Source organism: Streptomyces sp. NPDC025806, from assembly GCF_055558275.1.
The window spans coordinates 137319-155884 of the sequence record NZ_JBVHMU010000011.1 but is presented as its reverse complement, the minus strand read 5'-3'; the positions used below and the strand labels follow the sequence as shown (position 1 = coordinate 155884).

Annotated in this window: 15 protein-coding genes and 1 pseudogene; 10 read left to right on the top strand and 6 right to left on the bottom strand. The window is 72.4% G+C overall.

The features are described 5' to 3' along the window. Window positions 1-101: 101 nt before the first annotated feature. From ACZ4E1_RS25210 to ACZ4E1_RS25190, 5 genes are read left to right on the top strand one after another with little or no spacing between them, the layout of a single operon-like run. Window positions 102-875: an MHYT domain-containing protein gene (locus ACZ4E1_RS25210; protein WP_399128242.1), complete on the top strand. Its 774-nt coding sequence runs from the start codon at window positions 102-104 to the stop codon at window positions 873-875. 45 nt (window positions 876-920) lie between these two features. Next, window positions 921-3464, top strand: coding sequence for a sensor histidine kinase (locus ACZ4E1_RS25205; protein ID WP_467542858.1), 2544 nt, complete (start codon window positions 921-923; stop codon window positions 3462-3464). Further along, window positions 3461-3898 (top strand): roadblock/LC7 domain-containing protein, encoded by a 438-nt coding sequence (locus ACZ4E1_RS25200; protein ID WP_399128244.1) that lies wholly within the window; start codon window positions 3461-3463, stop codon window positions 3896-3898. The genes ACZ4E1_RS25205 and ACZ4E1_RS25200 overlap by 4 nt, the downstream gene beginning before the upstream one ends. Before the next feature lie 50 nt (window positions 3899-3948). Next, window positions 3949-4443 (top strand): DUF742 domain-containing protein, encoded by a 495-nt coding sequence (locus ACZ4E1_RS25195; RefSeq protein ID WP_467543256.1) that lies wholly within the window; start codon window positions 3949-3951, stop codon window positions 4441-4443. Continuing rightward, on the top strand, window positions 4424-5062 hold the full coding sequence (locus tag ACZ4E1_RS25190; RefSeq protein ID WP_467542852.1) for a GTP-binding protein: 639 nt from the start codon (window positions 4424-4426) through the stop codon (window positions 5060-5062). The genes ACZ4E1_RS25195 and ACZ4E1_RS25190 overlap by 20 nt, the downstream gene beginning before the upstream one ends. Before the next feature lie 9 nt (window positions 5063-5071). On the opposite strand, the gene ACZ4E1_RS25185 is transcribed toward ACZ4E1_RS25190, so the two are convergent. Continuing rightward, on the bottom strand, window positions 5072-5500 hold the full coding sequence (locus tag ACZ4E1_RS25185; protein WP_467542848.1) for a PPOX class F420-dependent oxidoreductase: 429 nt from the start codon (window positions 5498-5500) through the stop codon (window positions 5072-5074). Window positions 5501-5612: 112 nt separating this feature from the next. On the opposite strand from ACZ4E1_RS25185, the gene ACZ4E1_RS25180 reads away from it, so the two are divergent. Both ACZ4E1_RS25180 and ACZ4E1_RS25175 read left to right on the top strand, forming a co-directional pair. Next, window positions 5613-6026: a roadblock/LC7 domain-containing protein gene (locus ACZ4E1_RS25180; RefSeq protein WP_467542844.1), complete on the top strand. Its 414-nt coding sequence runs from the start codon at window positions 5613-5615 to the stop codon at window positions 6024-6026. Window positions 6027-6194: 168 nt separating this feature from the next. Next, entirely contained in the window at window positions 6195-7100 is a 906-nt protein-coding gene (locus ACZ4E1_RS25175; RefSeq protein ID WP_467542841.1) for a DUF6397 family protein, read from the top strand. A gap of 25 nt (window positions 7101-7125) precedes the next feature. Here the strand turns inward: ACZ4E1_RS25175 and ACZ4E1_RS25170 are convergent. From ACZ4E1_RS25170 to ACZ4E1_RS25160, 3 genes and pseudogenes are all read right to left on the bottom strand, one after another. Beyond that, window positions 7126-7531 (bottom strand): annotated as a pseudogene (locus ACZ4E1_RS25170) (tetratricopeptide repeat protein). Between the two features lie 59 nt (window positions 7532-7590). Continuing rightward, window positions 7591-8463 (bottom strand): acyl-CoA thioesterase, encoded by an 873-nt coding sequence (locus ACZ4E1_RS25165; protein ID WP_467542838.1) that lies wholly within the window; start codon window positions 8461-8463, stop codon window positions 7591-7593. Window positions 8464-8554: 91 nt separating this feature from the next. Next, window positions 8555-11068 carry a DEAD/DEAH box helicase gene (locus tag ACZ4E1_RS25160; protein WP_467542835.1) on the bottom strand — a complete coding sequence of 838 codons (2514 nt, stop codon included), beginning with the start codon at window positions 11066-11068 and terminating at the stop codon, window positions 8555-8557. Between the two features lie 205 nt (window positions 11069-11273). Here ACZ4E1_RS25160 and ACZ4E1_RS25155 point away from each other — a divergent pair, with 205 nt between their 5' ends. Continuing rightward, window positions 11274-12068: a metal-dependent hydrolase gene (locus tag ACZ4E1_RS25155; protein ID WP_467542831.1), complete on the top strand. Its 795-nt coding sequence runs from the start codon at window positions 11274-11276 to the stop codon at window positions 12066-12068. A 29-nt stretch (window positions 12069-12097) separates the two neighbouring features. Here ACZ4E1_RS25155 and ACZ4E1_RS25150 read toward each other — a convergent pair whose 3' ends face one another. Together ACZ4E1_RS25150 and ACZ4E1_RS25145 are read right to left on the bottom strand one after the other, a co-directional pair. Then, on the bottom strand, window positions 12098-13891 hold the full coding sequence (locus ACZ4E1_RS25150; RefSeq protein ID WP_467542827.1) for an ABC transporter ATP-binding protein: 1794 nt from the start codon (window positions 13889-13891) through the stop codon (window positions 12098-12100). Next, window positions 13888-15798, bottom strand: coding sequence for an ABC transporter transmembrane domain-containing protein (locus ACZ4E1_RS25145; protein ID WP_467542823.1), 1911 nt, complete (start codon window positions 15796-15798; stop codon window positions 13888-13890). Before ACZ4E1_RS25145 ends, ACZ4E1_RS25150 begins: the two co-directional genes overlap by 4 nt. Before the next feature lie 249 nt (window positions 15799-16047). On the opposite strand from ACZ4E1_RS25145, the gene ACZ4E1_RS25140 reads away from it, so the two are divergent. Both ACZ4E1_RS25140 and ACZ4E1_RS25135 read left to right on the top strand, forming a co-directional pair. Next, window positions 16048-16815: a L,D-transpeptidase family protein gene (locus tag ACZ4E1_RS25140; protein ID WP_467543254.1), complete on the top strand. Its 768-nt coding sequence runs from the start codon at window positions 16048-16050 to the stop codon at window positions 16813-16815. Window positions 16816-16899: 84 nt separating this feature from the next. Then, on the top strand, window positions 16900-18525 hold the full coding sequence (locus ACZ4E1_RS25135; RefSeq protein ID WP_467542819.1) for a peptide-N4-asparagine amidase: 1626 nt from the start codon (window positions 16900-16902) through the stop codon (window positions 18523-18525). Window positions 18526-18566: the final 41 nt, after the last annotated feature.

The window sequence follows — 18566 nt, the reverse complement described above, 5'->3', positions numbered from 1 at the left end:
ACCCTGACGCGATCGTTCCGTACCCCATCTCTGTCATATTCCAGCAGCTTTCGAAATGCGCCCCTGCTGTGCGCCCCCGGCGCGACTAGCGTCCCGGGGCCATGGGACACCTGGACCACGCAGCCTTCGGTTGGCTGACCCCCGTGCTGTCGTACGTCATGGCCTGCATCGGCGCCGCGCTCGGCCTGCGCTGCACCGTGCGAGCCCTCGCCACCACGGGCCGCGCCCGCCGCAACTGGCTGATCACCGCAGCCTCCGCCATCGGCACGGGCATCTGGACGATGCACTTCGTCGCCATGCTCGGCTTCAGCGTCACCGGAACCGAGATCCGCTACAACGTGCCGCTCACCATCCTCAGCCTCGTCGTCGCCGTGACCGTCGTCGGCGCCGGGGTCTTCGCCGTCGGCTACAGCCGCGACCGCAACCGGGCCCTCGCCCTCGGCGGCCTCACCACCGGACTCGGCGTCGCGAGCATGCACTACATGGGCATGGCCGCCCTGCGCCTGCACGGGCACGTCGCCTACGACCCGCTCCTCGTCACGCTCTCGGTGGTGATCGCGGTCGTCGCCGCGACCGCCGCCCTGTGGGCCGGCCTCAACATCAAGTCCCCTGCCGCCGTAGCCGTCGCCTGTCTCGTCATGGGCGGCGCCGTCAGCAGCATGCACTACACCGGAATGATGGCCGTGAGCGTCCGTGTGACGCCCTCCACGGACGTGCTCCCGGGGGCGACGGCGATGCAGTTCATCTTCCCGCTCGCCGTGGGACTCGGCTCCTACCTCTTCCTGACCTCGGCGTTCGTCGCCCTCTCCCCGACCGCCGACGAACGGGAGGCCTCCGCCTCCGCCCAGCGGCCGCTGGAGAGCCTGGTCCGCTGACGGACCGGCCCGCGTCGAACCGCCCACCACCCGATCGAGGAGGCCATGCGCCCGCCCCGCCGAACGTCCCGCCCCGGACCGTCGCCGACCACCCCCGCGCCCTCGGCGCGCGGACGGCGCGCGCACGCCGGGCCGCCCGCCGCCGAGGACGCGGTGGAACAGCAGCCCCGCCCCACCGCGCCCCCCGCGCGCGCAGGCCGCCGGCACCTCAGGCCACGGACCGTCCGCGCCAAGATCGTCTGCCTCCTGATGGTGCCGGTCGTCTCGCTCCTCGCCCTGTGGGCGTACGCCACCGTCAGCACCGCCCAGGACATCGCGCGCCTGCGGCAGTTGCAGCGCGTCGACGCGGCCGTCCGCGAACCCGTCACCGAGGCCGTCGCCGCCCTCCAGGCGGAGCGCACCGCGGCCGTCGGCTACGCCACCGCGCCCGCCGCCGCCCGCGGCGAGGAACTCACCCGGCTCGGCGCCGTCACCGACCGCACCGTGGCCGCCCTGCGCCTGGGCCGTGACAACTCCGTCGCGGACGGCGCGGACCTGCCCCGGGGCGTCGCGGACCGGCTCCACACCTTCCTCACCGACGCCGGACGGCTGCGCGCCGCACGCGCCGCCGTCCTGGAACGCCGCACCACCTGGGACGACGCCTACCGGCAGTACACCGAGAGCATCGCCACCGCGTTCACCGTCAGCGGCGCCCTCACCGGCATCCAGGACGCCGAACTCGGCTCCGACGCGCGCGTGCTGCTCGAGTTCGGCCGCTCCGGCGAGATGCTCGCCCGCGAGGACACCCTCCTGGTGAGCGCAGGCCACGCCGGCACCCTGGACGGCGAACGCCTGCGCCTGTTCACCGGCGCCGTCGACACCCGAAGGGCCCTCGCCGACAGCGCCGCCACCGACCTGCGCGGCCCCGAACGGGCGCGGTGGCACAGCCTCGTGAAGGGCGGCGCCTACGCCGACGTACGCGACGTCGAGGACCGCACCCTCAAGGCCCGCCCCGGCGACAAGGCGCTCGCGGAGGCCACCGACGCGGCCTGGGGACGCGCGCACACCACCGTCCAGGACGGCATGCGCACCATCGAGACGGACGCCGCGCGCAGTGCGGCGGACCGCGCCGACCCCCTGGGCCGCGGGCTGCTCACCCCCGCCGGAGCCGCCGTCCTGCTCGGCCTGCTCGCCGTGGTCGCCTCCCTCGTGATCTCCGTACGGATCGGCCGCGGACTCGTCGTCGAACTCGTCAGCCTGCGCAACACCGCCCTGGAGATCGCCCGCCACAAACTGCCGGGCACCATGCGCAAACTCCGGGCCGGCGAGGAGATCGACGTCGACGTCGAGGCCCCGCCGGGACCGCCGGCCGAGGACGAGACCGCCCAGGTCTCCGAGGCCCTCACGACCGTCCACCGCGCGGCCCTGCACGCCGCCGTGGAGCGCGCCGAACTCGCCAGCGGCATCTCCGGCGTCTTCGTCAACCTCGCCCGCCGCAGCCAGGTCCTCGTCCACCGTCAACTCGGGCTCCTGGACAGCATGGAGCGCCGCGCCGACGACCCGAACGAGCTCAGCGACCTGTTCCGCCTCGACCACCTGACCACACGGATGCGCCGTCACGCCGAGAGCCTGATCATCCTCTCCGGCGCCGCCCCCGGCCGCGCCTGGCGCATGCCCGTCCCGCTGACGAACGTCGTCCGCGCGGCGGTCTCCGAGATCGAGGACTACGCGCGCGTGGAGGTGCGCCAGCTCGCCGCCGCCCATGTCACCGGTGCGGCCGTCGCCGACGTCACCCACCTGCTCGCCGAACTCGTCGAGAACGCCGCCCAGTTCTCGCCCCCGCACACCAAGGTGCGCGTCAGCGGTGAACTCGTCGGCAACGGCTACGCGATCGAGATCGAGGACCGCGGTCTCGGCATGGGCAAGGACACCCTCGACGAGGCGAACGCCCGCATCGAGCACTCCGAGGCGCTCGACCTGTTCGACAGCGACCGGCTCGGCCTCTTCGTGGTCAGCCGCCTCGCCCACCGGCACGACGTCAAGGTGCATCTGCGCGCCTCGCCCTACGGAGGCACCACCGCCGTCGTCCTGCTGCCCACCCCGCTGCTGCACAAGGGCAGCCCCGACCGCACCGGAGGCGAAGCGCGGGAGACCGAAGAGACGCGCCGCCACGCGCGCGTGCCCGAGACCGAGCCCGAGACGGCAGCCATGAACCACCACTCCGTACCGGCATCCGGCGCCCGCGTCGCACTGGCCCCGGCCGCGGCGCCCGAGCCCGAGACCCCCCGGCACCCGCCCGGCGTCACCGCGCTCCAGGTGCGCAGGGACCCGCCCGACGACGGCCCCCGCCGCCCCGCGGTCGACGACGAGGGCTCCCTCGACGGCCTGCCGCGCCGGGTACGGCAGGCGAGCCTCGCGCCCCAACTGCGCGAACGCCCCGAAGAGAAGGCTCCCCCCGCGCGCGTCCCGCAGCCGGACGACCGCACCCCCGAACAGGCCAGGGCCCGGATGACGTCCTTCCGGGACGGCTGGGCCAGAGGCGGCGGACGCCGGCCCGGCCGCCACAGCATCGACCCCGGCGGCCACAGCATCGAAGGAGACCGCACATGATCAAAGAACCGACCGCGGGCACCGCCCACGGCTCCGGCGAGCTCGACTGGCTCCTCGACGACCTGGTGCTGCGGGTGACCGAACTGCGGCACGCCGTCGTCCTGTCCAACGACGGCCTGGCCGTGGGCGCCTCGAACGGCCTGGGCCGCGAGGACGCCGAGCACCTCGCCGCGGTCGCCTCCGGGTTCAACAGCCTCGCCAAGGGCACCGGGCGCCACTTCGGCACCGGCGGCGTGCGCCAGACGATGGTCGAGATGGACGACGGCTTCCTGTTCGTGGCCGCCGCCGGAGACGGATCCTGCCTCGCCGTCCTGAGCACCGCCACCGCCGACATCGGGCTCGTCGCCTACGAGATGGCCCGCCTCGTCAAGCGCGTGGGGGAGCACCTCTACACCCCGGCGAGATTCGCCGGACAACCCCCGACGGCGGGCTGACCGGAGCGGTCGTGGACAGGGTGGACATGAACGACGACAACTTCGCCGAGATGTACCGGAACGTCGCCGCCTACCGGGCCCAGGAAGCCGCCTATCAGGCAGAGGAGGCCGCGTACCGGGCCGCGGAGGAGGGCGCGCAGGAGGAGCGCGGCAGCCCCGAGGACCCGGGCAGTCAGTGGTTCGACAACGAGGCCGGCCCTCTGGTCCGTCCGTACGCGATGACCGGAGGGCGCACCACGGCGGGCCCGCAGGGCGTACGGCTCGACCTGATCGCCCTCGTGTCGCTGGACCCCGCCGCTCCCGGCCCCCACGACGACACGGCCTTCGGCCCCGAGCACAACGCGATCATCGCGCTGTGCCGGATCGAGACCCAGACCGTCGCCGAACTCGCCGCCGGAACGGACCTGCCCGTCGGCGTGGTCCGCGTCCTCCTGGGCGACCTGCTCGATCAGGGCTGCGTCACGGTCAGCAGGCCGGTGCCGCCCGCACAGCTACCGGACGAGAAGATCCTGAGGGAAGTCATCGATGGGCTCCGAGCACTCTGACGCGGCACACTCCGACGCTTCGCACTCCGAGGACACGGAACACGACGTGTCCGCGGCCATGGCACTGAAGATCCTCGTGGCGGGCGGATTCGGGGTGGGCAAGACCACCCTCGTGGGCGCGGTCAGCGAGATCCGCCCGCTGCGCACCGAGGAGCAGCTGAGCGAGCTCGGCCAGTCCGTGGACGACACGGCGGCGGTCGAGCGCAAGACCACCACGACCGTCGCCATGGACTTCGGCCGGATCACCATCAGGTCGGGCCTGTCGCTCTACCTGTTCGGCACCCCGGGCCAGGACCGCTTCTGGTTCCTGTGGGACGAGCTCTCCCAGGGCGCGCTCGGCGCGGTCGTCCTCGCCGACACGCGGCGCCTGGAGGACTGCTTCCCGGCCGTCGACTACTTCGAGCACCGGAGCATCCCCTTCGTCGTGGCCGTCAACTGCTTCGCGGGCGCCCGGGCGCACGGCGAGCAGGACGTGGCGCGGGCCCTCGACCTCGACACCGGCACGCCGGTGGTCCTGTGCGACGCCCGCAAGAAGGACTCGGGGAAGGAGGTCCTGATCAGGCTGGTCGAGTACGCCGGGCGGATGCACACCGCCCGGCTCCTCGACTCGGTGGGCTGACCGGACGGATCAGCTCGACACGCCGGCCATGGACACGACCTTCTCGATCTTCACGCGGACGACGAGTTCGCCCGGCACGCCGTTGCGCCGGCCGAACTCCTCGGCGCGGTCCGGGCCCATGTAGCGCGCGCCGATCCGGGTGGCCGAATCCAGCAACTCGTCGGCGTCCTCGCTCAGTTCGGCGCGGCCCTGGATCGTCACGAACGAGAAGGGCGGCCTCTCGTCGTCGACGCACAGCGCCAGCCGTCCGTCCCGGGCGAGGTTGCGGCCCTTCACCGTGTCCTTCCCGGTGTTGAACAGAATGTCCTCACCGTCCAGGACGAACCAGACGGGCGCGACGTGCGGACTGCCGTCGGCCCGCGTGGTGGAGAGTTTCCCGGTGCGGGTGCCCGCCGAGACGAAGGCCCGCCATTGCTCATCGGTCATCTTGTGTGCCATGAGGTCATCCTCCTTGCCCGGACGCCGGTCGTGGGGAAGGCTGGCGAAACAGCTCCCCGGAGCGGGGGAGCGGACCGTACGGCGGGCCACACGGAAGCGGGGAGACGGGATCATGGGGCAGAGCGAGGGACTCGGCTGGCTGCTGGACGACCTGACGGAGCGGGTCGAGCAGGTGCGGCACGCGCTGGTTCTGTCCAACGACGGCCTGGTCACCGGCGCCAGCGGTGGGCTCCGCCGGGAGGACGCCGAGCATCTCGCGGCCGTCTCCTCCGGGTTGCACAGCCTCGCCAAGGGCTCGGGACGGCACTTCGGCGTGGGCGGCGTCCGCCAGACGATGATCGAGTTCGACGACGCGGTGCTCTTCGTCACCGCCGCCGGTGACGGCAGTTGCCTGTGCGTCCTCAGCGGGGCCGAGGCGGACATCGGTCAGGTCGCGTACGAGATGACCCTGCTCGTGAATCGCGTCGGTGAGCACCTGGGCGTCGATGCGCGCAAGCCCGAGCACCGCTCCGTGTCAGAGGTCTGACCAGGTAATTCAGTTCCCCACCGAGCCGGGTTCCGCCCCGTCCGCCGAAGTTATCCACAGGCTCCGGCGCGGTGTGCGGGATCCGGCTACGGTTTCTCCCGAGCGGTCACGGAGAGTGACCGAATGGATTGAGGGGCGACGGGGGACAAGGCCATGCACGGCGACATCATGACCAGGCCTCAGGGCAGCGCGGCGCGCGAACTGGGACTGAAGCGAGGCGAGTTCGACCTCGCCGTACGACTCGGACGGATCCGCACCGTGGCGGCCCCGGACGGCGGGCGCCGCCGGGTGCCCCACACGGAGATCGAGCGGATCCGCGAGACCGAAGGCTTTCCCGACACGCTGCGTGAGCAGGTGAGGGTCGTGGGCACGGCGCAGGCCGCCGAGCTGATGGGCATCCCGCCGACCCGCTTCACACGGCTCGCCCGCGCCGGAATGCTCACGCCGGCCAAGTTCTACGTCAACCGGTACCGGGCCGTGGTCTGGCTCTATCTCGCCCAGGAACTACGGGAGTTCGCGCGATCCGAGATCAACGCACCGTTGCTGACCGGACGCACCCCCGACCGGCTGCGGGCCCGCCTGGCCGCCGGCGACGACCTGCGGCCCCGGACCTGGCGAGCCCGCCACGCGAGCTATCTGCTGGGCCGGAGCACCGACCCCTGGGAGCGGGCCGCCGCCATCGCGACGCTCCTGGACCCGACCCAGGTCGCCGAGCTCGTCGAGAGCCCCTACGAGCGCGCCCATCTGCACCGACTGCGCCCCGAGGAGACCTGGTACGGCACGCCCGAGTCGCCCACCGCCCAGGTCGTCGAGCGCATCCTGACCGCCGACCACCCGGACGAGATCAGCTGGCTGCGGGCCAATCTGATGCTGAGGATGGCCGAGGCACGACGGCTCCGGCCGGCCCCCGTGCCCGCCTCCGCCCGGACGGCCCGGGCGCAGCCCGCAGTGGAGGCCGCGCCCGCCGCGGTGACCGCACCGGCCGCGGTGACCGCACCCGCCCCGGTCGCGGCGCCCGAGGAGACGACCACCCGCCGGAGCCTCTGGTCGCGCCTGCTGGGCAGACGAGCGTGATCCTTCCTGCGACGCGAAGGCCCACTCAGGCCGGGTCCGCGGCACCCTCGACGGCGTCCAGATCTCGCGCGTAGTACTCGATCGCCGCCCGGTACCCCACGATCCCGGGGTCGGCGCTGGTCTCCGCCAGCACCGTGAGCAGCAGCCGCATCCCGTCGTGCGCACGGCCCACGTTGTAGAGGGCCATCGACAGGAACGTGCGCAGCGCCTGGTCGTCGGGGAACTCCTCCACGGCGTCGCTCAGCGACCGCGGCGACGTAGTGCGGGACGGCCTCGGACTCCAGACCGAGGGCGTCGTGGACCCAGGCGGTCTGATAGGCGACGCGGACGTCGTCGGGGCGGTGAGCCCTCAGATCGAGGAGCAGGGCGCGGGCCTCCTCGAGGCGGCCCTCCTCGCGCAGCCGCACGGCCCGCGCGAGCCGCTCGTCCAGGTCCGCACCGGATCCTGGGCCCGCACCGGAGTCGGGGCCCGCGTCGACGGCCTCGCCGCTCACGCGTCCAGCTTCCGGAACAGGCCCTCCTGCACCACCGACACCAGCAGACGCCCCTCGGTGTCGTAGATGCGCCCGCGGGCCAGACCGCGGCCACCCGTCGCGATCGGCGACTCCTGGTCGTACAGGAACCACTCATCGGCACGGAAAGGACGGTGGAACCACATGGCGTGGTCGAGCGAGGCCATGTCGAAGCCGCGCGGGCCCCACAGGGGCTCGACCGGCAGCCGGACCGCGTCGAGCAGCGTCATGTCGCTCGCGTACGTGAGCGCGCACGTGTGCACCAGCGGATCGTCGCCGAGAGGACCGACGGCCCGCATCCACACGGCGCTGCGCGGCTCGGCCGACCGGACCTCCTCGGGGGTCCAGCGCAGCGGGTCCGCGTAACGGATGTCGAACGGCTGGCGCCGGGCCATCCGCTCCAACGCCTCGGGCAGCGCCCCGAGGTGGTTCCTGACCTCGTCGGCGACCGTCGGCAGCGACTCGGGATCCGGCACCTCGCGGGCCGGCGGCAACTGATGCTCGAAGGCCCCTTCCTCGGGCCGGTGAAAGGAGGCGGTGAGATTGAAGATCGTGCGACCCTGCTGCACGGCCGTGACCCGGCGCGTGGTGAACGAGCGGCCGTCACGAACCCGTTCGACCTGGTACACGATCGGCACGCCCGGACGGCCCGGGCGCAGGAAGTACGCGTGCAGCGAGTGCACGGGCCGGTCGCCCTCCGTCGTACGGCCCGCCGCCACCAGCGCCTGCCCCGCGACCTGCCCGCCGAAGACCCGCTGGAGGGACTCGTTCGGGCTGCGCCCACGGAAGATGTTGACCTCGATCTGCTCCAGGTCGAGCAGGTCGACGAGCCGTTCCGCAGGATTCGTCATGCGTGGACCCTTCTCGTACGGGCGCCGGGCCGGAGCCGGCGGGTGGACCGGATGGCGGCGGCCGGGCGGGAGCGCCCGGCCGGTCGGACGGCTACAGCTGGCCCACGTCCGTGATACGGACGACGGCGCGGCCCTCCGCGTCGGAGGCGGCGAGGTCGACCTCGGCGCTGATGCCCCAGTCGTGGTCCCCGTTCGGATCCGCGAAGGTCTGGCGCACCTTCCACAGACCGTGCTCCGGATCCTCCTCGATCATCAGCAGCTTCGGACCGCGCGCGTCGGGCCCGGTGCCCAGGTCCTCGTACTCGTCCCAGTACGCGTCCATGGCCTCGCCCCACGCGTCCGCGTCCCAGCCCGCGTCGCCGTCCAGGGCGCCGAGCTCGTCGACGTTGTCCAGCGCCGCCAGTTCGACACGGCGGAACATCGCGTTGCGGACGAGGACACGGAAGGCGCGCGCGTTCGCCGTGACCGGCTTGACCTGGTCGGCCTTCTCCTGAGCCTCCTCGGCGGTCATCACCTCCGGGTTGGCGAGCTGCTCCCACTCGTCCAGCAGACTGGAGTCGACCTGACGCACCATCTCGCCGAGCCAGGCGATCAGGTCCTCCAGATCCTCCGACTTCAGATCGTCCGGCACCGTGTGGTCGAGCGTCTTGTACGCGCTCGCCAGGTAGCGCAGCACGATGCCCTCGGTCCGCGCGAGCTCGTAGAAGGAGACGAACTCGGTGAAGGACAGCGCCCGTTCGTACATGTCGCGGATCACGGACTTCGGCGACAGCGGGTGGTCGCCGACCCACGGGTGGCTCTGGCGGTAGGTGTTGTACGCGTGGAAGAGCAGCTCCTCCATCGGCTTCGGGTACGAGACGTCCTGGAGGCGCTCCATGCGCTCCTCGTACTCGACCCCGTCCGCCTTCATCAGCGCGACGGCCTCACCGCGCGCCTTGTTCTGCTGTGCGTGCAGGATCTGGCGCGGGTCGTCCAGCGTGGACTCGACGACGGACACCATGTCGAGCGCGTACGACGGCGACTCCTTGTCGAGCAGGTCGAACGCGGCGAGCGCGAACGTGGACAGCGGCTGGTTCAGCGCGAAGTCCTGCTGCAGATCGACGGTCAGCCGCACGATCCGGCCCGACGCGTCCGGCTCGTCGAGCTTCTCGACGATGCCGCCGTCCAGCAGCGAGCGGTAGATCGCGATGGCGCGCCGGATGTGCCGCAACTGCGCCTTGCGCGGCTCGTGGTTGTCCTCCAGGAGCTTGCGCATCGCCTCGAACGCGTTGCCCGGGCGGGCGATGACCGAGAGCAGCATCGTGTGCGTGACACGGAAGCGCGAGGTGAGCGGCTCCGGCTCGGACGCGATGAGCTTCTCGAAGGTGCTCTCCGTCCAGCCGACGAAACCCTCGGGCGCCTTCTTGCGGACCACCTTGCGGCGCTTCTTCGGATCGTCGCCCGCCTTGGCGAGCGCCTTCTCGTTCTCGATCACGTGCTCGGGCGCCTGCGCCACCACGAAACCGGCGGTGTCGAAGCCGGCCCGGCCGGCCCGCCCCGCGATCTGGTGGAACTCACGGGCGCGCAGCGTGCGCACCCGGTTGCCGTCGTACTTGGTGAGAGCGGTGAACAGCACCGTGCGGATCGGCACGTTGACCCCCACGCCCAGGGTGTCGGTGCCGCAGATGACCTTCAGCAGACCCGCCTGCGCCAGCTTCTCCACCAGCCGCCGGTACTTGGGCAGCATGCCCGCGTGGTGCACACCGATTCCGTGCCGCACGTAACGCGAGAGGTTCTGGCCGAACTTGGTGGTGAAGCGGAAGTTGCCGATCAGCTCGGCGATCTTGTCCTTCTCCTCGCGCGTGCACATGTTGATGCTCATCAGCGCCTGCGCCCGCTCCACGGCCTGCGCCTGCGTGAAGTGCACGATGTAGACGGGAGCCTGCCGGGTGTCGAGAAGCTCCGTGAGCGTCTCCGTGAGCGGCGTCAGCCGGTACTCGTAGGAGAGCGGCACCGGGCGGGTCGCCGAGCGGACCACCGACGTCGGCCGGCCCGTGCGCCGCGTCAGGTCCTTCTCGAACATGGCCACGTCGCCGAGCGTCGCCGACATCAGGATGAACTGCGCCTGCGGCAGCTCCAGCAGCGGGATCTGCCAGGCCCAGCCGCGGTCGCCCTCCGCGTAGAAGTGGAACTCGTCCATGACGACCTGGCCGATGTCGGCCCGCTCCCCGTCGCGCAGCGCGATGGAGGCGAGGACCTCGGCGGTGCAGCAGATCACCGGCGCGTCCGCGTTCACCGACGCGTCGCCGGTCAGCATGCCGACGTTCTCCGTACCGAAGAGCTTGCACAGCTCGAAGAACTTCTCGGAGACGAGCGCCTTGATGGGCGCCGTGTAGAAGGTGACCTCGTCACGGGCGAGCGCGGCGAAGTGCGCACCGGCGGCGATCATGCTCTTGCCGGAACCGGTGGGCGTCGAGACGATCACGTTCGCCCCCGACACCGCCTCGATCAGGGCCTCCTCCTGGTGGGGATAGAGGGTGAGACCACGCTCCTCGGCCCACGACTCGAAGGCGTCGTAGAGGGCGTCCGGGTCGGCGGTCTGCGGGAGCTGATCGATAAGGGTCACGCCCCCATCTTGCCTGGCTTCCCACCCGATCAGGCAATCGGATGTCCGGCCGAAGATCACGAACGCTACGCTGAGGCGCCGACGGGGCGTCGGTGCGCCCACGGGGCCGCAGGGGCGCCCAACGGGACGACAGGCCGTCGGCACAAGGGACTTGCCGGTGCCGCGCGAGCGGCCGGCGCGACAGGAACAGGGGCGGAACACCACCATGATGGGACCGGCACACTCGCTGTCAGGAGCGGCGGCCTGGCTGGGGGTGGGCGCGGCGACGGCCGCCGCCGGACACCCGATGCCGTGGCCCGTACTCCTCGTCGGAGCGCTCATCTGCGCCGGCGCCGCACTCGCCCCGGACCTGGACCACAAGGCGGCCACCATCTCGCGGGCCTTCGGACCGATCTCCCGAGGGCTGTGCGAGATCGTCGACAAGCTCTCCTACGCCGTCTACAAGGGCACCCGCATGAAGGGCGACCCGCGCCGCTCCGGCGGACACCGCACGCTCACCCACACGTGGGTCTGGGCCGTCCTGATCGGCGGCGGCACCTCGGTCGCCGCGATCACCGGTGGCCGCTGGACCGTCCTCGCGATCCTCTTCATCCACATGGTGCTGGCCATCGAGGGCCTGCTCTGGCGGGCCGCCCGCGGCTCCAGCAGCGACGTCCTGGTCTGGCTGCTCGCCGGGACCAGCGCCTGGATACTCGCCGGAATACTCGACCAGCCGGGCAACGGTTCGGACTGGCTGTTCACCGACCCCGGGCAGGAGTACCTCTGGCTGGGACTGCCGATCGTGCTCGGCGCCCTGACGCACTGCATCGGGGACGCGCTCACCGTCTCCGGCTGCCCCGTGCTGTGGCCCATCCCGATCGGCCGCAAGCGCTGGTACCCGATCGGCCCGCCGAAGGCCATGCGCTTCCGGGCCGGCAGCTGGGTCGAGCTGAAGGTGCTCATGCCCGCGTTCATGCTGCTCGGCGGAGTGGGCTGCGCAGCCGCGCTCAACGTGATCTGAGCCCGGCCGCGCCGCCCCCTCCGGCACGCTCACCCGTGCCAGGACCGCCACAGCGCCGCGTACGCCCCGTCGGCCGCGACCAGCTCGTCGTGGCTGCCGAGCTCCCGGATACGGCCCTCCTCGACCACGGCGATGACATCCGCGTCGTGCGCGGTGTGCAGCCGGTGGGCGATCGCCACGACCGTGCGCCCGTCGAGGACGCGGCCCAGCGAGCGCTCCAGATCGCGCGCCGCCCGCGGGTCCAGGAGCGAGGTCGCCTCGTCCAGGACCAGCGTGTGCGGATCGGCGAGCACCAGGCGGGCCAGCGCGATCTGCTGGGCCTGCGCCGGGGTCAGCGCCGTGCCGCCCGAGCCGACCTCTGTGTCGAGACCGCCGGCCAGGCCACGGGCCCAGCCGTCCGCGTCGACCGCGCCGAGCGCCGCCCACAGCTCGGCGTCCTCGGCGCCCGTACGGGCCAGGCGGAGGTTGTCGCGCAGGGACCCCACGAAGACGTGGTGCTCCTGATTGACCAGGGCCACGTGCGAGCGGACCCGTTCGGCCTCCATCCGGGACAGCTCGGCGCCGCCCAGTGTGATCCGGCCCGTGCGCGGGGCGTAGATGCCGGCCAGGAGCCGGCCGAGCGTCGACTTGCCCGCACCGGACGGGCCGACCAGGGCCAGTCGCGTGCCCGGCTCGACCTCCAGCGAGACCCGGCGCAGGACGTCGACGCCCTCGCGGTACCCGAAGTGCACCTCGTCCGCCTGGACGTGCCGGCCGTCCGGCCGCACCCCGGGATCGCCCGCGTCCGGCTCGATGTCCCGCACGCCGACCAGCCGCGCCAGCGAGACCTGGGCGACCTGCAGCTCGTCGTACCAGCGCAGGATCAGGCCGAGCGGTTCCACGAGCATCTGCGCGATCAGCGCGCCCGTGGTCAGCTGGCCCACGTCGATCCAGCCCTGGAGGACGAACACGCCGCCGATGAGCAGGACGGAGAGCAGCACGAGCGTGTGCACGGTGTTGATCACCGGGAAGAGCACCGAGCGCAGGTACAGCGTGTACCGCTCCCATGCCGTCCACTGCCGGATCCGCACGTCGGACTGCTCGACGCGGCGCGCGCCCAGGCGGTGGGCCTCGACGGTGCGGCCCGCGTCCACGGTCTCCGCGAGGGCGGCGGCGACCGCCGCGTACCCGGCGGCCTCCGAGCGATAGGCCGACGGCGCCCGCTTGAAGTACCAGCGGCAGCCGATCACCAGGAGCGGCACCGCGACCAGGATCGCGGGAGCCAGGGGCGGCGCGGTCACGGTGAGACCGCCGATCAGCAGCACCACCCACACGACACCGATCGACAGCTGCGGCACGGCCTCCCGCATCGCGTTCGCCAGCCGGTCGACGTCCGTCGTGATCCGGGACAGCAGATCGCCCGTGCCGGCCCGCTCCAGCACCCCCGGAGGCAGCCCGACCGACCGCACGAGGAAGTCCTCGCGGAGGTCGGCCAGCATCCGCTCGCCGAGCATCGCCCCGCGCAGCCGCACCTGCCGGACGAACACCGCCTGGATCACCAGCGCGATCACGAACAGGCCGACGGTGCGCTCCAGGTGCAGCTCGCGCAGCGCGGCGCCCGAGCCGTCGGAGACGTCCTGGATCACGCCGCCGAGCAGATAGGGGCCGACCATGGACGCGACGACCGCGACCGCGTTCACCCCGATCAGGAGCAGGAACGCCCGGCGGTGGCGCCGGTACAGCTCGAGCACGTAGGCGCGCACCGTCGACGCGGCGCCGATCGGCAGGGTGGCCGCCGTGGTGGGGGCCGCCGGGTCGTAGGCCGGACGCGCTACGCCGATCATGCCGTCTCCTCGATGTCGATCTCCATGCCCGACCGGGGATCGGGTCCGTGCGGGGTGCCGGTGCCGATGTCTGTGCCGGACCCGAGTCCGGAGGCCGCCGTGGCCGCCTCCTCGTCGGTCTCCCGAGTGACGACCGCCCGGTACCGGGGCTCGGTGCGGACCAGTTCGCGGTGCTCGCCCACGGCCACGACCTCGCCCTCGTGGACGAACGCCACGCGGTCGGCGCGGTCCAGGAGCAGCGGCGACGAGGTCAGGACGACCGTGGTGCGGCCGTGCCTCACCGCGCGCAGGCTCTCGGCGACACGGGCCTCGGTGTGCGAGTCGACGGCGGACGTCGGCTCGTCGAGGACCAGCGCCTCCGGGGCGGCGACCAGCGAGCGGGCCAGCGCGAGCCGCTGGCGTTGGCCGCCGGACAGGGAGCGGCCCCGCTCCGTGATCCGGGCGTTCATCGGGTCGTCGTCCAGCGAGGCCTGGGCCAGGGCGTCCAGGACGTCGCCGCACTGTGCGGCCGCCAGCGCCGCTTCGGGGGTGACGGCGCCGGACGACGGCACGTCGAGCAGTTCGGCGAGTGTTCCGGACAGGAGCACCGGGTCCTTGTCCTGGACCAGGACCGCGGTGCGGGCCGTGTCCAGGGGCAGCTCGTCGAGCGGCACACCGCCGAGCAGGACGGACGGCGGCGCGGAGGCCTTGGAGTCGTCCTCGCCGGGCCCGGCGTTCTCGTCGCCGGCGTCCGGCGGGTGGCCGCCGAGCCGGTCGGCCAGCCGACCCGCCAGGTCCGGGTCGCCGCACACGACGGCGGTGAGCAGCCCGGCCGGGGCGAGCAGACCCGTCACGGGGTCGTACAGATCGCCCTCCGGCAGATCCGTTCCGGGCAGATCGGTCTCGCGCGGCCCGCCGTCCTCGGGCTCGGTCACCCGGCGCAGGGCCAGGACCCTCGCCGCCCGCTGGGCCGACGGCCGGGAGAAGGAGTACGCCATGGCGATCTCCTCGAAGTGCCGCAGCGGATAGTTCAGGATCATCACCGCGCTGTACACCGTCACCAGTTCCTCGACGGTGATCCGGCCCTCGCGGGCCAGATGGACGCCGTACCAGACGACCACGATGAGCAGCAGGCCCGGAAGGAGGACCTGGATCGCGGAGATCAGCGACCACATGCGGGCGCTGCGCACGGCGGCGCGGCGGACCTCCTGGGAGGCACGGCGGTAGCGGTCGAGAAAGAGCTCCTCGCCGCCGATGCCGCGCAGGACGCGCAGTCCGGCGACGGTGTCCGAGGCGAGTTCGGTGGCCTTGCCCGCCTGTTCCCGCTGGTGGTCCGCGCGCCGGGTGGCGCGGGGCAGCAGCGGCAGGACGGCGAGCGCGAGGACCGGCATGCCGATCGCGACGACACCGCCGAGCGCGGGCTGGTACACGGCGAGGCCGACGCAGACCAGGACAACGGTGAGGGCGGCGGCCGCGAAGCGGGACAGCGCCTCGACGAACCAGCCGATCTTCTCGACGTCACCGGTGGACACCGCGACCACCTCGCCCGCGGCGACCCGCCGGGTGAGGGCGGCGCCCAGCGCGGCGGTGCGGCGGGCGAGCAGCTGCTGCACACGGGCGGCGGCGGTGATCCAGTTCGTCACGGCCGTCCGGTGGAGCATGGTGTCGCCGAGCGCGATGGCGACGCCGAGCACCGCGATCAGGCCCGCGGCGGAGGCGAGCCCGGCGCCGGAGCCGTCCACGACGGCCTGGACGGCCAGTCCGACGCCGAACGGGAGCCCGGCGACGGACGTGAAGTGGAGCATGCCCCAGGCGAGGGACTTGAGCTGGCCGCCCAGCTGGTTCCGGCCGAGCCAGAGCAGGAACCGGGGGCCTGACCGGGCGTCCGGCACGCCCGGATCGGGATACGGAAGGTCGGAGATCTGCATGATGTCCCAGGGCTCGAGGTCGGCACCGAAAGTCGGGAGGCGGGGAGGGGAGGGTGGGGGCGGGGGAGGGGAGGCGGGAGGGGGAGAAAAAGAGAACGGGATTCTGCGGAACAAACCGTGAAAGGTTCGCGTCCCGGACCGACCGGAGGCAAACGGTTTTACGGTCGCGGGCAAAGATTCGGCCGGGATGCACGGTGCGCATCGGGCCCGGGCCGGACGCATCTGACGTGTGGTGAGACCATGGACCGCATGCGAAGTGCGGGTACGGGTGCGAAGAAGGCGATGCGAGCGGGCGTCTTGGCTGTGGCGTGCGGCCTCCTGGCGACCACGCTGGCGGCGTGCGGTGCCGACGACCAGGACGGTGGCCGGGGTTCCGGCACGGCGGCGGACGGCGCGGCCGACTCCGCGCGCGACGACACGGCCCGGACGACCGACCTCAAGCGCATCCCCGACGTGGGCGACCGCTACCAGAAGCGCGTACCGGCGAGCGCGCGGCAGGTCGTCGCCGTCTACGGCGCGGGCAAGGACTCGGCGGACTCCACGATCGCGCTGTTCACCAAGACCGGCGACACCTGGAAGAAGGAGCGCAGCTGGTCCGGGCACAACGGCAAGAAGGGCTGGACGACCGACCACCACGAGGGCGACAAGCGCAGCCCCGTCGGGGTGTTCACGCTCAGCGACGCCGGCGGTGTGCTCACGGACCCGGGCGCGAAGCTCCCGTACACGCAGTCCGGCGCCTTCCAGGCCCCGCACTACTGGGCGAAGTCGCACTGGCACGACTTCGACTACGTGGTCGCCATCGACTACAACCGGGTGAAGGGCACCTCGCCGAGCGACCCGACCCGGCCCGAGGGGCAGACCAAGGGCGGCAGCATCTGGTTGCACATGGACCACGGCAGCGGCACCTCGGCCTGCGTCAGCCAGTCCAAGTCCGACATGGAGTACCTGCTCAGGAACCTCGACCCGGCCCTGCACCCGGTGGTCGTCATGGGGGACAAGGCGGAACTGAAGGGCTGATCCGGGCAGGAGGGCGCCCGCCGCTCCGATTCCGCGCCCGACACCCCATTGCGCGGGACAGCGACGCCCCGTAGAACTCCGGCCATGAGAAGACGCGTCATGTCCATGCTCGCCGGAGTGATCCTCGGTGCGGGCGCACTCGTGGCCGGGGCACCGGCCCAGGCCACAGCCGGCTCCCCGGCCGCCACGACCCCGCCCACGGAGTTCGGCACCGACTGGCACGACCCCGTCACCGCGGCGCCGCCCGTCGAGCACCCCCGCACCCGGTCCTGCGAAGTCACCGTCGCCGAGGCCCAGTTCCGCGACTTCACCCCGTACCGGGGCACCTACACACCGCCCGAGGGTTGCGGCGACCGCTGGAGCAAGGTGGTGCTGCGGCTCGACGGCAAGGTCAAGGGCCGCCAGTTCGACCGGCTCGGCTATCTGCACATCGGCGGCGTCGAGGTGCTGCGGACCTCGACCCCGGAGCCCTCGCCCGACGGCATCGCCTGGAGCGTCGAGAAGGACGTCACCCGCTACAGCGACACCCTGCGCGACAGCAGCCCCGTCGAGATGCTCATCGGCAACGTCGTGAACGACACCTACACAGGCGTCATCGACGTCAAGGCGACCCTGACCTTCTACCCGGAGACCGCGAAGCCCCGGGCGCGTGCGGCCACCGACGCCGCTCGGATGCCCGACCGTGTCCTGCCCCTCGCCGCCGACGGCACCCTCACCACGCCCCGCAACAGCGAGCGCCTCGTCGCCGAGGTGTACGCGACCGGCTCCGGGGGTGGCTGCGAGGAGTACTGGTACATGACCGTGCCCGACAGTGCGCCGTACTCCTGCAAGGCCGCCGAAGGGCCCTACCGCGAGGTGCAGATCAGCGTCGACGGACAGCTCGCCGGGATCGCCGCCCCGTTCCCGACCGTGTGGACGGGCGGTTGGTCCAATCCGTTCCTCTGGTACGTGATCCCGGGCCCGCGCGCCTTCGACATCAAGCCGATCGAGTACGACCTCACGCCGTTCGCCGGGCTGCTCAACGACGGCCGCCCGCACCGGGTCGAGGTGTCCGTCGTCGGCGTCCCGAAGGGGCAGACCGGCTGGAGCACCCCGGTCAACGTGCTCGCCTGGCAGGACGCCGGCAGCGACCACGTCACCGGCGCCCTCACGGAGCACAAGGTGGGAGACCTCGCCAACTCGCCCGTCTACACGCCCGGTTCGCCCGACTCCGCGTACCGCCTGGACACCGAGGGCGGCCACGCTCTCACCGTCAGTGGCTACCTGAACACCTCGCACGGACGCGTCACCACCACCGTCAGCCGCACCCTCGCCGCCACCTCCGCCCACCGCTGGACCGAGGGCGAGAACACCGACGCCCTCACCGCGACCTGGACCGACCGCGAGACCGTGCGCACCGGAGACCGCACCGCCCGCGCCCATCGCACGTACACCATGGACGGCACCACGATCCTGGGCGCCGACGACCGGCTGCGCACCGTCATCACACTGGGGGACCGGGCCCGGACGAACACCGGCGCCGGCTGGGTCGTCTCCGACGACACGTACACCGGCGACGCCTCGTACGCCGCGAACGCGCCGCGCGAGCAGCGGCACGCGGTCGGCGTCACCGGCGAGCGCTACCGCGTCAGCGGCCCCGGAAAGCACTGCTACGACCGTGAACTGCGCACCGAACAGGGGACGCTGACGGTCGACCGGTACCGCTGCTGACCGCGGGTGAGGGGGTGCGGGCAGGACGGCCCGCACCCCCT